This window comes from Noviherbaspirillum sp., assembly GCF_035944575.1.
Taxonomy (GTDB): Bacteria; Pseudomonadota; Gammaproteobacteria; order Burkholderiales; family Burkholderiaceae_D; genus Noviherbaspirillum.
Window position 1 is genome coordinate 1 of the sequence record NZ_DASZBA010000150.1, and the last position, 15,507, is coordinate 15,507.

General features: G+C 58.2%; 14 protein-coding genes. 5 read left to right on the plus strand and 9 right to left on the minus strand.

Translation table 11 applies throughout. The features are described from left to right. A partial coding sequence (locus VGU61_RS10555; RefSeq protein ID WP_326859081.1) for an NADP-dependent oxidoreductase occupies nt 1–821 on the minus strand: 821 nt, incomplete at its 3' end. Between the two features lie 345 nt (nt 822–1,166). Between VGU61_RS10555 and VGU61_RS10560 the strand changes: the two genes are divergently transcribed. Further along, entirely contained in the window at nt 1,167–1,709 is a 543-nt protein-coding gene (locus tag VGU61_RS10560) for a polymer-forming cytoskeletal protein (protein WP_326859082.1), read from the plus strand. Nucleotides 1,710–1,949: 240 nt separating this feature from the next. Then, nucleotides 1,950–2,819, plus strand: a complete 870-nt coding sequence (gene purU / locus VGU61_RS10565; protein WP_326859083.1) for a formyltetrahydrofolate deformylase — start codon at nt 1,950–1,952, stop codon at nt 2,817–2,819. A 106-nt stretch (nt 2,820–2,925) separates the two neighbouring features. Here the strand turns inward: purU and VGU61_RS10570 are convergent, their stop codons facing one another. Genes VGU61_RS10570 through yjgA form a run of 3 tightly spaced genes read right to left on the minus strand, consistent with a single transcriptional unit; the run spans nt 2,926 to nt 4,823 of the window. Further along, nucleotides 2,926–3,606, minus strand: coding sequence for an alpha/beta hydrolase (locus VGU61_RS10570; protein WP_326859084.1), 681 nt, complete (start codon nt 3,604–3,606; stop codon nt 2,926–2,928). Between the two features lie 34 nt (nt 3,607–3,640). Further along, nucleotides 3,641–4,258, minus strand: a complete 618-nt coding sequence (gene mog / locus VGU61_RS10575; RefSeq protein WP_326859085.1) for a molybdopterin adenylyltransferase — start codon at nt 4,256–4,258, stop codon at nt 3,641–3,643. Further along, nucleotides 4,236–4,823, minus strand: coding sequence for a ribosome biogenesis factor YjgA (yjgA, locus tag VGU61_RS10580; RefSeq protein ID WP_326859086.1), 588 nt, complete (start codon nt 4,821–4,823; stop codon nt 4,236–4,238). Before yjgA ends, mog begins: the two co-directional genes overlap by 23 nt. Nucleotides 4,824–4,900: 77 nt before the next feature. Between yjgA and pmbA the strand changes: the two genes are divergently transcribed. Then, nucleotides 4,901–6,265 (plus strand): metalloprotease PmbA, encoded by a 1,365-nt coding sequence (gene pmbA / locus VGU61_RS10585; protein WP_326859087.1) that lies wholly within the window; start codon nt 4,901–4,903, stop codon nt 6,263–6,265. A gap of 43 nt (nt 6,266–6,308) precedes the next feature. On the opposite strand, the gene VGU61_RS10590 is transcribed toward pmbA, so the two are convergent. The 3 genes from VGU61_RS10590 to VGU61_RS10600 all read right to left on the minus strand — a co-directional run bounded on the left by VGU61_RS10590 (nt 6,309) and on the right by VGU61_RS10600 (nt 10,317). Beyond that, on the minus strand, nt 6,309–8,387 hold the full coding sequence (locus tag VGU61_RS10590; protein ID WP_326859088.1) for a TonB-dependent receptor: 2,079 nt from the start codon (nt 8,385–8,387) through the stop codon (nt 6,309–6,311). A gap of 148 nt (nt 8,388–8,535) precedes the next feature. Then, complete coding sequence (locus tag VGU61_RS10595; protein ID WP_326859089.1) at nt 8,536–8,778, minus strand: hypothetical protein; 243 nt, start codon at nt 8,776–8,778, stop codon at nt 8,536–8,538. A gap of 36 nt (nt 8,779–8,814) precedes the next feature. Beyond that, a complete protein-coding gene (locus VGU61_RS10600; RefSeq protein WP_326859090.1) occupies nt 8,815–10,317 on the minus strand; it encodes a DUF4331 domain-containing protein in 1,503 nt (500 codons plus the stop codon). A gap of 286 nt (nt 10,318–10,603) precedes the next feature. On the opposite strand from VGU61_RS10600, the gene VGU61_RS10605 reads away from it, so the two are divergent. Together VGU61_RS10605 and VGU61_RS10610 are read left to right on the plus strand one after the other, a co-directional pair. Beyond that, nucleotides 10,604–11,686 carry a TRAP transporter substrate-binding protein DctP gene (locus VGU61_RS10605; RefSeq protein WP_326859091.1) on the plus strand — a complete coding sequence of 361 codons (1,083 nt, stop codon included), beginning with the start codon at nt 10,604–10,606 and terminating at the stop codon, nt 11,684–11,686. Between the two features lie 346 nt (nt 11,687–12,032). Further along, nucleotides 12,033–13,118: a TRAP transporter substrate-binding protein DctP gene (locus tag VGU61_RS10610; RefSeq protein ID WP_326859092.1), complete on the plus strand. Its 1,086-nt coding sequence runs from the start codon at nt 12,033–12,035 to the stop codon at nt 13,116–13,118. A 204-nt stretch (nt 13,119–13,322) separates the two neighbouring features. Here the strand turns inward: VGU61_RS10610 and VGU61_RS10615 are convergent, their stop codons facing one another. Then, the gene (locus VGU61_RS10615) at nt 13,323–15,110 is read right to left on the minus strand and encodes a TRAP transporter large permease subunit (RefSeq protein WP_326859093.1); all 1,788 of its coding nucleotides are present in this window, start codon (nt 15,108–15,110) and stop codon (nt 13,323–13,325) included. Beyond that, nucleotides 15,110–15,507: TRAP transporter small permease subunit (locus VGU61_RS10620; protein ID WP_326859094.1), on the minus strand; the 398-nt coding region annotated here is incomplete at its 5' end. The genes VGU61_RS10620 and VGU61_RS10615, both read right to left, overlap by 1 nt.

Sequence of the window (15,507 nt, forward strand, 5' to 3'; positions counted from 1 at the left end):
CGGTTGACCAGCAACGACAGATAGTTCGCGGGACCCTTTACGGGCGTTGTGTTGTTGTACTGGGAAATCGCGCCGCAGATGATGATGCGTGCCTTCAGATTGATGCGGGTGAGGACATCGTCGAGGATATCGCCGCCAACGTTATCGAAATACACATCCACGCCTTTCGGGCAGTGGGCTTTCAAACCTTCCCGTACCGAGCCGTTCTTGTAGTCGATGCACGCATCGAAACCAAGTTCGTTCACCACGAAATCGCACTTGTCCTTGCCGCCGGCAATGCCAACGACACGGCAGCCCTTGTGTTTTGCTACCTGGCCGACGGTCTGGCCGACGGCGCCTGCGGCGCCAGACACGACGACGGTTTCACCGGCTTTAGGTTGGCCTACTTCCAGCAAACCGAAATACGCAGTCATGCCGGGCATGCCGAGCGCGTTGAGATATTTGGGTAGCGGAGCGGCCTTTGGGTCAACCTTGTAGAAAGCAGCGGTCTTGTCGTCGGCTGGGCCGACCCAGTATTGCTGCACGCCGGTGCCGCCGGAGACATAGTCGCCAACGGCGAATTTGGGCGATTTCGAAGCGACCACCTTGCCGATGCCGCCGGCACGCATGACTTCGTCGATGGCGACCGGGCGAATATAGGACTTGCCCTCATTCATCCATCCGCGCATGGCCGGATCGAGCGACAGATAAAGGACTTTTACCAAAATTTCGCCGTCGCCTATTTCACGAACCGGCTCCGAAGTGAAGTTCCAGTCGGTGGGTTTGGGCATGCCCACGGGGCGTGCGGCGAGGCGATATTGCTGATTTGTGAGAGCGGACATGGCAGTCTCCATATTGTTGAGGGTCGGGGCGTCGGTCGTTTCCGGTCACTGGCTGCCCTTGGGAACAGTATGGGCAATTAGCCCGGAAAAGCGAAAGGCGACTATACATGAAAATGAACGGTCGTGCTTTTTTCATAAATTTGAAAAGTGCTGGAACTTTCTACGCGGCATGCTGCCGAACGGCAAGCTGCAATATTTCCGCGGCGTTAGAGGCGGACATTGCCTCCCTAACCGAAAACGTCTGTTTGATGTTGCGTCATGCGGCATGATGCGATTGCTCTCAGCGTTTCCATTCGAATTTAATCGTTACGTCCTGGCCACGTATAAACCTTATCTGGAGATCACATGCTTCGTTCCGAAACACTGTTTGGCAAGCGCGAAAACAATACCCCGAATTCCCCGCTCGGCTCGACAGCCAGCACCATCGTTCCTACCGGCACATCCGGCATGTCCAAGCCTGCTCCGATCGGTGGCCTGAATCCTGCCGCTCCGGCAGACACCGGCGTTATGGCGTCGAGCACCAATGAAAGTGGCGGCAGCAAGCTGATCGTTGGACCGAATATCAAGCTCAAGGGCGTTGAAATCACCGATTGCGACACCTTGGTGGTTGAAGGCCGTGTCGAAGCAACTATCGACTCGCGCGTGATCCAGATCGCCGAGCAGGGCGCATTCAAAGGTTCGGCTGAAATCGATATCGCAGAAATCCGCGGCGAGTTCGACGGCGACCTGACAGTCCGTCAAAAGCTCGTTATCTATGCAACCGGCAAAGTTTCCGGCAAAGTGCGTTACGGCAAGGTCGTCATCGAAGAGGGCGGTCAGCTGGCAGGTGACATCCAGGTTGGCGCCAGCACGGCGGCAAAGAACCTGACCGTTGCCAAGGTCGGCTAATCGGGCGCTTCAGCCGGTTGTCTTGCATACAATAGTGCATCAATAAAAATCCGAACATGCAGGTCGCCGGTGTCTGGGGAAGGACGCCGGCGGGGTTTCGCCTGCTATCCGGTTGTCGAGACTTTGTCCCACACCAATATTTGAACCCGGCCCGCGCTCCGCGCGGCCGGGTTTTTGTTTATGCCCGCAAGCCATGCGACAATACCGCGCTTCGGCACAAGCCGACATAGAGCGAACAACATGACGCATCCAGAATATATTCTCACCTTGTCCTGTCGCGACCAGCGCGGCATCGTCCATCGGGTATCCGGTTTTCTTGCCGAGCATGGCTGCAACATCATCGACTCGGCGCAGTTCGGGGACGCGCAGTCGCAGCTTTTCTTCATGCGGGTGCACTTTTCCGCTGAAGATGCGTCAGTAAGCGATCAGACGCTGCGCGACCATTTCGGAGCGCTCGCCGCCAGCATGCAAATGAATGCGCAATTGCATGATGCACGCAAGAAGCCGCGCATGATGCTGATGGTGTCGAAGATCGGGCATTGCCTGAACGACCTGCTGTTTCGCTACAAGAGCGGACTGCTGCCGGTAGAGATTCCGGCAATCGTGTCGAATCACACCGATTTTTATCAGCTTGCCGCAAGCTACAACATACCGTTTCATCATTTGCCGCTGGCAGCCGGTGCATCCGCCGATGCGAAGCGGGCTCAGGAAGAGCGTGTACTGGAAATCATCCAGTCAAACGACATCGACCTGGTGGTGCTGGCGCGCTACATGCAGATCCTGTCGCCAACGATGTGCGACGCGCTCAAAGGCCGGGCGATCAACATTCACCATTCCTTCCTGCCCAGCTTCAAGGGCGCCAAACCGTATTACCAGGCGCACGACCGGGGGGTGAAACTGATTGGCGCGACGGCGCATTTCGTCACCGGCGATCTGGACGAGGGGCCGATCATCGAGCAGGACGTCGAAAGGGTGGATCACGCCATGGACCCGGACACCCTGACGATGATAGGCCGTGATGTGGAGTGCGTCGTTCTGGCGCGTGCGGTCAAGTGGTTCGTCGAGCATCGCATCCTGTTAAACGGACACAAGACGGTGGTCTTCAAATAAACCTGGGGCCGCGGCTTTTTCTGCAGCCCTCATCTTCCCCCATCAATCCTTCATGAGTCCCGCCGTGCGATCGATGAACATGACCGCCGGCGGTCCCCGCCGTTGCTTAATCGGCCTTGCCGGCCAATACGCGCTTCAGCCATGCGCTGATATCGTCCACTTCTTCCGCGCAGACCGAATGCGGCATCATGTATTCATGCCATTCGACCTTGTAACCGAGCGACTGCAGGACATCGCGCGATTTCTCGGCGCGGTCAATCGGGATGACCGCGTCACCACGACCATGCGCCAGGAAGATCGGGGTGTCCTGGTTTGCAGGATGCCTTTCCGATGCGAGGGTGGTATGGATCGGCACATAGCCTGACAGGCAGAGCAAGCCCGCCAGTTTCTCCGGATGACGCAGGCCGGTCTGCAAAGTCATCGCGCAGCCTTGCGAGAACCCGGCAAGGATGATGCGGTCGGCGGGAACGCCACGCTCCTTCTCCTGCGCGATCAGGGCTTCCACCGCTTGCTGCGATTTGCGCAAGCCGTTCTCATCTTCACGTTTGGCGAGGTCCGTGCCGATGATGTCGTACCAGGCACGCATGACATAGCCGTTATTGATGGTCACTGGCATGGTCGGCGCATGAGGAAAAATAAAACGGATTGCCGGGCATCCCGCCAGATCGAGTTCGCGCACGATAGGCACGAAATCCGATCCATCGGCACCGAGGCCATGGAGCCAGATGACGGAAACGGGTGGATTGGGAGCAGTATCGATTTGGATGGCTTCTAGCAGCTTTGTCATGGTGATATGTTCGAGATGAATTGTGTTCCGGCGCTTAACGGCTGCGAATGGCGGATTTCGGACGGAAGGCTTTGCACACCGACTCATCGGTCTCGATGTACGGTCCGCCGATCAGGTCGATGCAGTAGGGCACTGCGGCGAAGATGCCGGCGACCAGTTGCTTGCCGTCGGCGTCCTTCAATCCTTCCAGTGTCTCCTTGATTGACTTCGGCTGGCCGGGCAGGTTCATGATGAGCGCCGCATGGCCGGATGTTTCGCGTATCACGGCAACCTGGCGCGAAAGGATCGCGGTCGGAACGAATCGCAGGCTAATCTGCCGCATTTGTTCGCCGAACCCAGGCATTTCCTTCGTGGCAACGGCGAGCGTCGCTTCGGGCGTGACATCACGCCGTGCGGGGCCAGTCCCGCCCGTCGTGAGAACCAGATCGCAGCCGGCTTCATCAACCAGTTCAATGAGTGCCTTTTCGATGTCGGCCCGTTCATCCGGTATCAGCCGGGTTTCCATTTTCCAGGGACTGACGAGCGCCGAGGTGAACCAATCGCGCAATGCGGGTATGCCTTGATCTTCGTACACGCCGCTGGATGCGCGATCGGAAATCGACACCAGGCCGATCAGGAGTTCGTCGGGATTAGTCCTCGTCGGTTTCGTCATGCGTATCACCCGATTCGGTTGGAGGGGGCGAAGCCAGTTGCTTCAAAATCTGGAAGATTTCGCGATAGGCTTTCGGCGGCTTGTTTTCCGCCTGCTCCTTGCGGGCATTCCGGATGAGGCCGCGCAAATGCTGTCCGTCGACTTCTGGATGCCTGGAGAGCAGTTCGGTCAGGGCCTTGTCATCGGCGAGCAGCTTGTCGCGCCGGCGTTCAAGCGCATGCATCGCGGCGGTTTCCGCTTTTGAGGCGCCTTTCCAGCTGTCGAGCACCTTCTGGATGGCGGCAATCTCATCTTCTTCCAGCGTTCGCATTTTCTTGCCGACATACTGCGTCTGGCGGCGACGGCCTTCGTGATCCTTGATTTTTTGGCATTCGAGGATAGCTTCGCGCACATCCTCCGGCATCGGCACGCGCATCACCCGGTCCTTGGGCTGGGCGATCAATTCCTCGCCGAGCTCCTGCAGAGCCGTCATTTCACGTTTCAGTTGGGACTTGGACGGGCGGTCGTACTCCTGCTCGAATTCATTGGACTGGAACCCGCAGGCGCCTCGATTGGGATTTGGCATGATTGAATAGCGCTAAGAGCGAATCGGTAAACGACTGCTATGATAACTGTTTTAAATGCTATTCAAAGACCGCGCCCATGAGCCAGCCTGTATTTACCCATACCCAAGACCAGCTCAAACAGATCGCAGAGGATGTATTACGTTTCGCCAAGGAAAAAGGCGCATTCAACGCGGCGGTCGAGATCAACGAAGGAAATGGGCTTTCGGTGTCGGTACGCAAGGGCAAGATCGAAACCATCGAACAGAACAAGGACAAGGGCATGGGCGTGACCGTGTACCTTGGCGGCGATGGCCATGTCAGGCGCGGCAATGCCAGCACATCCGACTTCTCGCGGCAATCGCTGATGGATACGGTGGAAGCGGCCTATAACATTGCCCGCTTCACTGCAGAGGACGACTGCGCGGGCCTGCCCGACGAGGATACGCTGGAGATGTCGCCACGCGACCTGAAGCTGTGTTACCCGTGGCGCATCACCACCGAAGAGGCGGTCGAATTGGCCAAGCGGGCAGAGGGGGCGGCGTTCGCGGTCGACAACCGCGTCACGAACAGCGAAGGCGCGAGCGTGCATGCGCAGCAGTCGCATTTCGTGTCTGCGAACTCGCGCGGATTCATCGGCGGTTATCCCTATTCCCGGCACACCATGTCCGTCGCGCCGATTGCCGGCAAGGGCGCGAACATGCAACGGGATAGCTGGTACTCATCGACACGCGATCCGTCCAAGCTGGCTGAACCGGAGGCGATCGGCCGTTATGCCGCCGAACGCGCGCTCGCCCGCCTGAATGCGCGCAAGCTCGATACCCGCAAATGCCCCGTCCTGTTCGAGGCGCCGCTGGCGGCCGGCCTGCTCGGCGCATTCGTGCAGGCGATATCGGGCGGTGCGCTCTACCGCAAGTCCACCTTTCTGCTGGATTCCCTCGGCCAGCAAGTGTTTGCGCCGCATATCCAGATTTCCGAGGATCCGCATATTCCCGGCGCGGCGGGCTCGTCCCCTTTCGACCAGGAAGGCGTGAAGACCTTTCGGCGCGACATCGTGAAGGACGGCATGGTGCAGGGCTATTTCCTGTCGACCTACTCCGCGCGCAAGCTGGGCATGAAGACCACGGGCAATGCCGGCGGGGCGCACAACCTCATGCTGCATTCCACGCTGGCCTCACAGGACGACGACTTCGAGGCGATGCTGAAGAAGCTCGATACGGGACTTCTCGTGACCGAGCTGATGGGGCAGGGCGTGAATTATGTGACCGGCGATTATTCGCGCGGCGCGTCCGGCTACTGGGTGGAAAACGGCGTGATCCAGTATCCGGTGGAAGAGATCACGATTGCCGGCAACATGAAGGCCATGTTCCGGCAGATTGTCGCAGTAGGCGCGGACCGGATCATCCGCGGCAACAAGGAAACCGGCTCCATCCTGATTGAAAGCATGATGGTGGCCGGGAACTGAGCAACAAGGTTTCCGGCGTCGGCCACCATCTCACGTGGCCGGATCAGAACTTCATCACCAGCCCCACGCGGAGCGTTCTCGGTTCAGCCGGATGGGTATGGATGTCGCTGACCGCCTCCGTTTCGCCGGCCAGCCGCGATTCATAGAAGTAATCGACGTCGCTCACTCTCCGGTTGAACAGGTTCAGGACCTCCGCGACTACTTTGACATCCTTGTTGACCGAATAGCCCAGCTTGGCGTTGACCAGCGTGGAGGACCCGGACCGTACCGAGTTGTCCTCGATCAGCGGCCTTCCGCCGAAATAGCGCAGACGCAGTCCACCCGACCATTTTCCCTGTTCTCCGGTCATGCCTATAGAGGCGGTACGCTGGATCGCACCGGGAATGTAGTTGCCCGCAGGGTCCGCATCCCGAAACCGGGCGCGTGACCAGGCAAGGTCGGCGTCAATGATCCAGCCCGGCATCGGCGTGTAGTAGTTGGCGATTTCGATGCCAGTGCGGCGGCTTGGGCGTCCTGCCTCCGTGGTGCCCGCATCACCAACGAATACCAGCTCCGACGCCAGGTCGAGCCGCCACAGCGACAGCGACGTCTGCAAGCCGGGCGCGAGTCCGTTCAGGCGCAGGCCGACTTCCTTGCCGGTTGCCTTCACCAGCGGCGTGGCCCGTGTGATCGGATTGCCGTCCGCGTCGAACGGTGTTCCTGTTCCGGGATCGACGGTTTGCGTCACCCCGCGCGCATCGTTGCTGTGAAAGCCGCGCCCCCAGTTCAGGTACGCCTCGGTATTGCTGCCGATATTGAAAATGCCCGACAGCTTCGGGCTCGTCAGCGTTTCGTGAACCTTGCCGGAATTGGCGGGATTATCGCTGGTGACATCGAACACATACCGGTCTCCGCGCACACCCGCCACGGTACGGAACCATGGCGTCCAGCGCGTCGTGTTGGAGGCGAATATGGCGGCCGCTGTCTCTGTCAGTTCATCTTCCCGGGTCGTGCTCAATCTGTTGCGGGCCACCGTCTTGTACAGGCCGACCGGATCAAGATCGTCGCGTCGCAGCTGGACGCCTGCGGTGGTTTCCGAGTCGAAGCCGGCCAGCTTGTGCACCCACGTCCGGTCGCCACTCAGGCCGGTGACGGTGCGGCGTTCCGCCTGCTCGAACTGGTCGCCGTTGACCGGATCGTCCAGGAAATAGGTGAAGTTGCTGAACAGGTCCAGTCGGGATCGGATGACATAGGCGTTGATTCGCAACGCCCCGTCAGCATAGCGGCGTGTCCAGTCGGCCGACAGGCTGTAACGGGAGGTTTTCCCGCCGTCGGTCGGGTCGACGAAGCCGAAGCGCCCGATCGCGCCGGACTCGATGGCCCGTCTCGGAATCTGATCGGTCGAATCCCAGTTCGACCGCAACGCCATCCCGGTCACACGGAAATCATCCTGGCCGGCTTTCCAGCTATAAGAGAGCACGCCATTGAAGCGGCGGTAATTCTCCGGCAATTCCCATGGGCCATCCTGGCCCGCCGCTTCCACTGCGTACAGCAGATTGCCCGGACCGATTGCCGAGGAATCGGCGAGCACTGCCCGACGGTACTGGCGCTGCCCGACTTCGATACTGGCAATGCCGTTCGGCAGCGTACGTACATAGTCGAATGCCGCAGCGCCGGCGGCGGAAAAATCGCCTTCCTCGGCGTAGTAGGTTCCTTTTTTATAGGTGATCGACCGGACGAGTTCGGGGATCAGGAAGTTCAGGTCCGCGTAGCCCTGGCCGTGCGCATGGCTCGGCATGTTGACGGGCATGCCGAGCACCGTGGTGCGGAAATCGGTGCCATGGTCGAGGTTAAAGCCGCGTACATAGTATTGGTTGGCCTTGCCGTCACCCGAGTGCTGGGTAACGATCACGCCCGGTACAGCTTCCAGCATTTCAGCGGTCCGCGCCAACGGCCGGTTCTCGAGTTGCTTTGCTGTAATCGTGCCTTGGTTGGCGGAATCGGCGACGCCGATCGGGTTGAATCGGTCGGCTTCGACCACGACTGCATCAAGGCTTCGCTCCGTTCCCTGGATTCCGCCTGCCAGCGCGAGAGTGGGCAATAGATGAAGCCAGAGTATTGGGAGGATATTCTTGTTTTGCATGGTCAAGTCGATAAAGAAAAGACAACGTAAGTCTACTGCCTGTTCTGCGCCGGTGCTTAAAAGATTGGCATATCGTTGACGAAATGCCGGAGGCTGGACGGAAAATCCGGCCTCCGGCGTCGTTTGCTACTTGCAGTTGCGCCATTCGTCAGCTCAATGGCGACGGCTCGCTATCCTCCGGAGTGGTTGGGCTCACAGAATCAACCGCGACCGGCTCTGTATTGTCGGACGACGAACCGATCAATGCCATGACACGGGTGAAGAATGCGTCAACTGTTGACATGGGTGGCGGATTGCTTCCACCGGGGTTGGCCACGGCGCCGTCGCCACCGCTGCCGCCGCATGCTGCAAGCACAGCGGACATGCCGATAATCAACAAATACTTTTTCATGGTGTTCTCCTTATCTGGATTCGCAGTGACCCGGACTTATTGCCCGGACGATTGCATGGCGGCGCTTTGCGGCGAGCCCGGAATCGGCGACTTCAGATACGGGAACGTGTTGTTGACGAAGGTGGCATCCAGATAAGCGCCGTCGGTGAAGTCCAGCGCGCCTGCCGGAGCGTCTGCCGGTGCGCAACCGAGGTTGAGCGTGCACAGGCGTCCCATGACTACGCGCAGCGCAATGTCGACCACGTCGTCACCTGGACGGCGGCCGTTCGGGAAACCGGCATTATCAAGGCCGATCACGCCGAGACGGTTCTGGGTGGCGCTCACCGGAATACTGGTGTTCAAGCGCAGCATTTCGGAGGGAACCACGTTCGCTGGCCTGTTCAAGCCCTGCACGCCGGTCAGGAAAGCGGTGACCAGGTCATTGCGCGGGAAGTTGGTCGGCGCCTTGGCACCGGCGCTGCCGTAGAGGATCTCCACGAGGGCGGGCAGGGTGGGGTTGGTGACGTAGTCGGCAAACTGGGCATCCCCGCTCGGCTTGCTGCTGTTGAACTTGTCCTTGTCCTTCAGGCCGATCACCACTTCATTCACCAGCGGCATGCCCAGGCGGGATACCTGCGTCCATGCGCCGCCTTCCTTCGCGCCGCCGGCCGGATCCATCAAACGGCCCTGGCGCAGGCTGGCGGTGGTCCAGCCGCCGACGACGGTTTCGCTGCCGGCGGTGATGCAGCTGGTCGGTACTTCGACCGACAATGCGGTGACATTCTTGTTGGCGAGGTCGTCCCGAGCGGCGCGTTCCGCATTCGGATCGAAGGCTGTCGCGGGTGCCTTGATGTTGATGAGGTCGAAGGTTTCGCCCAGGTTCACCACGAACGGGTCCTTGCGCTGGCCGACGAAAATCCGGCCCGGTGTGCCGCAGCCCGGGATGTTGACGTTGTAGATATGTGCGGCGGCATACCCATCGTAATTGGGTATCGACTTGTTGCCAATGTTGTCGAGCGGCTTGTCGAAGGTGGTGGAGCCGTTTGCAGCGTTGGTGACCGCCTGGCGTGTGCCGGTGCGGCGGTCACCGCGGACGACGGTGACTTCATAAGTCTCGCGCGTGTTCGCGCCGGGTGCATTGGGCGAGGCGATGGCGCCGCCATTGATAACGAGGGGAATCGAAACCTGCTTGCCGCCGACGTTCAGCTTGGTATCCTTGTTTTCGGTTTTGAAGCGGAACTGGAAGGTAATGTCTTCCTTGGCGTCGCCGTTATTGTCGAGGTGAATTTCGTACAGCGCGTTTTCATCCATCTTGAAATAATTGGGGCCGCCGTAGGCGTCCTGTAACGGAATGTAGTTCGCGATCATGGTGGTGAAGCCGGCACGGTTGGCTTCATAGCTGCGGAACATGTAGAAATCGGTGGCATCCACTTTCGGTGCCTTGGTCAGGAACGGCGCTTCCCGATGACTGGAGGCCATGGCCGGCAATGCCGACAGACCGATCAATGCGCCGACGGCCAGCGCGATTCCTGGTGAACGTTTCTTGAAACTGGTTAACATGGCTATCTCCTCGACATGAATGGACAAAAACGGACGCTGCGTCGGTATATACGAAGCTGCTTTGCAACCGGATTCAAAAATAAAAATGTTTTGTCCTGACGCCGTCTCGACTTCATGTTGCCGGCAGTCTTCTAAGTGTTACTACCTAAGCACTCCTACCAGGCGGGCTGTTTTGTATTGCCGTCAACAATCTGCGCTCCTAAAATTCTCCGCCATGCTCCGGTCCGTCGTGGAGCCTCTAACTGTCATCACCTGAAACCAGCTGTTCATTTATTCCGGAGACATCATGGAACGTCGTTCCTTTCTGAAAAAAGCAAGCGCGGCGGCTGCCGTCGGTGCGGTCGCGTCACCTGCCGTTGTGCAGGCTCAGGCTCAGGTTCGCTGGAGGCTCGCGTCAAGCTTCCCTAAAGGACTCGACACCATCTACGGTGGCGCCGAAGTGTTCGCCAAGAGCGTCAATGCCATGTCAGGCGGTAAATTCAACATCTCGGTGCATGCAGCCGGCGAATTGATGCCTGCTTTCGGCGTTGTGGATGGCGTCCAGGCAGGCACCGTCGAGTGTGCGCATACCGCGCCTTACTACTTCTTCGGCAAGGACGATACCTTCGCCATCGGTGGTGCCATCCCGTTCGGCCTGAATTCCCGTCAGATGACCGCCTGGATGTATGAGGGCAATGGCATGAAGCTGATGCGCGAGTTCTACAAGAACTTCAATATCGTCAATCTCCCCTTGGGCAATACTGGCGCGCAGATGGGCGGCTGGTACCGCAAGGAAATCAAGACGCTGGCCGATATGAAAGGCCTGAAATTCCGCGTCGGCGGTTTTGCCGGCAAGGTCATCGAAAGAATGGGCGGTGTGCCGCAAAACATTCCGGGTGGTGAAATCTACCAGGCTCTGGAAAAGGGCACGATCGACGCCGCGGAATGGATCGGACCGTACGACGATTTGAAGCTCGGCTTTCAAAAAGTCGCGCCCAACTATTACTACCCCGGCTGGTGGGAAGGCGGCCTGAACCTGGAGCTGTACGTCAACCAAAAAGCCTACGATGCATTGTCGGCCGAAAACAAAGCGATCATCGAAGCCGCTGCATCGCATGCCCACGTGGACATGCAGGCAAAGTACGATGCCCGCAATCCGATGGCGTTGAAGACACTTGTGTCGCAAGGCGCAAAGCTGCATCGCTTTTCGAAGGAAATCATGGAAGGTGCGTTCAAGGAATCGATGGCGCTGTACAGCGACCTGTCAGCCAAGAATCCGAACTGGAAAAAAGTCTATGACGACTACGCCAGATTCCGCGCCGACCAAAACCTGTGGTTCCGCTTTACAGAGGCCGGTTTCGACGACTTCATGCAGGCACAAAAGCTGTAACTCCTGATTTGAATGTTACGGAAACCCCCGGCAAGGCGAACGCCTGGCGGGGGTTTTCTTTTGTTGTTGCATCGCCGTTCGCGGATGGATGGAAGTCATGCCTATGCTCATATTCGATTCTTACTGACCAAAAAGACAAGCCTGAAGAGAGGTGACGTCATAGTGCTGCCGATCATCTTGCATTCGTCCAGATCGATGGTGCGTTGCCGCATGATTTTTGTATTGCAGCATTTGCAGCCCCCTCATACAATTTGCTGCGGTTTTAAATCGGTCAACACAAGGTCAATGCCTGATCAAACGACCTGTTTATCCGAATGTTTTAGCAGTTCAACTTCTAGGAGACATTATGGAACGTCGTTCCTTTCTAAAAAAAGCAACGGTTGGCGCCGCTGCCGTCGGCGCAGTATCCGCACCGGCGTTCGTACAGGCACAAGCCCAGGTACGGTGGCGACTGGCCTCCAGCTTTCCCAAGGCTCTCGACACGATTTTCGGGACAGCTGAAATCTTCTCAAAGTCGGTCAATGCGATGTCGGGCGGAAAGTTCACGATCTCCGTGCATGCCGGCGGCGAATTGATGCCGCCGTTCGGTGTTGTGGACGCTGTGCAAGGCGGTACCGTCGAGTGCGCGCACACCGCCCCGTACTACTTCTTCGGCAAGGACGATACGTTCGCCATCGGCAGTGCCATCCCATTCGGCCTGAATTCCCGCCAGATGACTGCCTGGATGTATGAAGGCAATGGCTTGAAACTGATGCGCGAGTTCTACAAGAATTACAACATCATCAATTTCCCGATGGGTAACACCGGCGCGCAGATGGGCGGCTGGTACCGCAAGGAGATGAAGACGCTGGCCGATATGAAGGGCCTGAAATTCCGCGTTGGCGGTTTCGCCGGCAAGGTTATCGAACGTCTGGGCGGTGTGCCGCAAAACATTCCGGGCGGCGAACTGTATCAGGCTCTGGAAAAAGGCACGATCGACGCTGTCGAATGGACCGTTCCCTACGACGACCTGAAGCTCGGCTTCCATAAGGTCGCTCCGCACTACTACTATCCTGGCTGGTGGGAAGGTGGAGCACAGCTGGACCTGTTCATCAACCAGAAGGCCTTCGATGCATTGTCGGCGGAAAACAAGGCGATCGTCGAAGCGGCCGCCGCTCAGGCGCATGTCACGATGCAGGCAATGTATGACGCCCGCAATCCGGCGGCCCTGAAGACACTCGTGTCGCAAGGCGCGAAGCTGCATCGTTTCCCGAAAGAGATCATGGAAGCCGCGTTCAAGGAATCGATGGCGCTGTACAGCGACCTGTCGGCGAAGAATCCGAACTGGAAGAAGGTATATGAAGACTATGCCAAATTCCGTGCGGATCAGAACCTCTGGTTCCGATTCACCGAGTCCGGCTTCGACGATTTCATGCAGGCACAGAAACTGTAAGAACCGGCGTACATCAGGAAAACCCCGCGCAACGCAAGTCGCGCGGGGTTTTTTTCGTTCTGTCCACGCGTTGCATTGGGTTCCTTCCAAGGCACAGGTGCAAAAAAAAGCCGCACCAGTGGTGCGGCAAGCGATGCATCGATCCGTTCGGGACAACGGAGGCATTTCAGCAAGCTCCGCCGCCCTACGGGGATATCAGGACGGTTATTTCTTCTCCTGCTCCAGCGACCGTCGCACGGCATCCATCGGATCTTCTTCCTTGGCGCCGCCCGCAGGCGCTTCCGGTTGCGTTTCTGGTTGCGCGCCTGGCTGCGGCAATCCGAATCCCTGCATCGGATCGACCTTGCCATAGTTACCGGTTTCCGCTTCAAGCTCGATTGTGTTCAGATCAACCTTCGGTCCTTTCTCCATCGCGCCGGTGACCAGGTTGGGGAATGCAATCACCACAGCGACCATGATCAGCTGGAGGATGATGAAGGCAATCGAACCCTTGTAGATCTGCGTCGTAGTGATTGCCGGTATCCGCACGTTGGTGACGCGGTCATTGTAATCATTCTTCGGCGCGACGCTGCGGAGGTAGAACAGCGCAAAACCGAATGGCGGAGTCAGGAACGAGGTCTGGAGGTTCATCGCGATGATGACGCCGAACCAGATCAGGTCGATACCCATTTTTTCAGCGACGGGCGCCAGGATCGGAATGACGATGAAGGCGATCTCGAAGAAGTCGATGAACATGCCGAGAACGAAGATCAGCAGATTCACCGCGATCAGGAAGCCCAGCTGTCCACCAGGGAGTTTGTCGAACAGATGTTCAACCCAGACATGGCCGTCCGCCGCATTGAAGGTAAAGCTGAATACGGTGGAGCCGATGAGGATGAATAGAACGAAACATGACAGGCGCGCGGTGCTGTCGAGTGCCTGCTTGAGCAGGTCGAAACTGAGACGCTTGCGTGCCAGTGCCATGATGAGGGCGCCGGTCGCTCCCATCGCGCCCCCTTCGGTCGGTGTGGCAATGCCGAGGAAGATCGTTCCAAGCACGAGAAAAATCAGCACCAGAGGCGGAATGAGTACAAACGTAACGCGTTCCGACAGTTTCGAAAACAGGTTCAGCCGCAGCAGGCGGCTTACGATGGCGAGACCGAGTGCGGTGAAAGATGCGACGGTCATCGACATCACCAGTATTTCATCGCCGGGAGCGGCCGTCGGCCTCTGGATCATCGGATTGATGATCTGTTCATGCATCTGGGCCCAAAGGTAACCGGCGGCGCCCGAGATCAGCAGCAGTGCAAACAGCGACTTGTGTCCTGTTGATCCATTCGCTTCCTTGTAGATGAGCGCTTCCGGCGGGAGTGCTGGAACCCAGCTCGGTTTAAATATGGCCAGTGCAATGATGAACAATGCGTAAAGAGCTACCAGCAGCAGTCCCGGGATGAGTGCGCCGGAATACATATCGCCTACGGAGCGACCGAGCTGGTCCGCCATCACGATCAGCACGAGCGAGGGTGGGATTGCCTGTGCCAGTGTGCCGGATGCAGTGATGGTGCCGGTCGCCACCGTACGGTTATAGCCATAACGCATCATGATGGGCAGCGAGATGAGACCCATCGAAATGACGGCGGCCGCCACGACACCAGTGGTAGCGGCAAGAAGTGCACCGACAAAAATCACCGCCAGTGCAAGACCGCCGCGCAACGGACCGAAAACCTGCCCAACGGTTTCAAGCAGATCCTCCGCCATGCCGCTTCGTTGAAGAATGATTCCCATGAGTGTAAAGAAGGGAATCGCAAGCAGCGTATCGTTCTGCATGATGCCGAACACTCGCAACGGCAATGCCTGAAACAATGCTTGCGGAAACAAATCGGCCCACATGCCGATGACGCCGAATGTCAGTCCGGTGGCTGCAAGGCTGAATGCGACCGGAAAGCCGGTTAACAGAAAAATCAGCAGTCCGGCGAACAGCAGCGGAACAAAATTTTGGATCAGAAATTCCATTAGTTTTTGCCTCCGGCCAGTTGTTGCGCACGCGCTGCCGCTTCTTCTTCGAGGCGCTTGAGTTCGTCTTCTTCAGGATTGTCGGTCTCGGCCAACGGGTCGGGTATCGCACCGGCCAGGAATGCAAGGCGCTTGATAAGCTCGGATAGCCCCTGCAGCAGAAGCAGCGTCATGCCGACCGGAATCAGCAGGTAGACTGGCCAGCGTACGAGGCCGCCCGCATTGCCGGACACTTCGCCGCTTTGCCATGCATTCACGAAAAGCGGCCATGAGAGGGTGATCAGCAGGTAGCACAATGGCAGAAGAAAGGCGATGATGCCGATGATGTCTATCAAGGACCGGGTCCGGGCGGACAGCCGGCTGGAAACGAAGTCGATACGCACATGCGCGTTCTTGA

Bases quoted from the DNA above. Each gene is read 5' to 3' on its own strand.
- VGU61_RS10560 (WP_326859082.1), top strand. From the start codon at position 1,167: ATGCTTCGTTCCGAAACACTGTTTGGCAAGCGCGAAAACAATACCCCG.
- purU (WP_326859083.1), top strand. From the start codon at position 1,950: ATGACGCATCCAGAATATATTCTCACCTTGTCCTGTCGCGACCAGCGC.
- VGU61_RS10570 (WP_326859084.1), bottom strand. From the start codon at position 3,606: ATGACAAAGCTGCTAGAAGCCATCCAAATCGATACTGCTCCCAATCCA.
- mog (WP_326859085.1), bottom strand. From the start codon at position 4,258: ATGACGAAACCGACGAGGACTAATCCCGACGAACTCCTGATCGGCCTG.
- pmbA (WP_326859087.1), top strand. From the start codon at position 4,901: ATGAGCCAGCCTGTATTTACCCATACCCAAGACCAGCTCAAACAGATC.
- VGU61_RS10600 (WP_326859090.1), bottom strand. From the start codon at position 10,317: ATGTTAACCAGTTTCAAGAAACGTTCACCAGGAATCGCGCTGGCCGTC.
- VGU61_RS10595 (WP_326859089.1), bottom strand. From the start codon at position 8,778: ATGAAAAAGTATTTGTTGATTATCGGCATGTCCGCTGTGCTTGCAGCA.
- yjgA (WP_326859086.1), bottom strand. From the start codon at position 4,823: ATGCCAAATCCCAATCGAGGCGCCTGCGGGTTCCAGTCCAATGAATTC.
- VGU61_RS10590 (WP_326859088.1), bottom strand. From the start codon at position 8,387: ATGCAAAACAAGAATATCCTCCCAATACTCTGGCTTCATCTATTGCCC.
- VGU61_RS10610 (WP_326859092.1), top strand. From the start codon at position 12,033: ATGGAACGTCGTTCCTTTCTAAAAAAAGCAACGGTTGGCGCCGCTGCC.
- VGU61_RS10605 (WP_326859091.1), top strand. From the start codon at position 10,604: ATGGAACGTCGTTCCTTTCTGAAAAAAGCAAGCGCGGCGGCTGCCGTC.
- VGU61_RS10615 (WP_326859093.1), bottom strand. From the start codon at position 15,110: ATGGAATTTCTGATCCAAAATTTTGTTCCGCTGCTGTTCGCCGGACTG.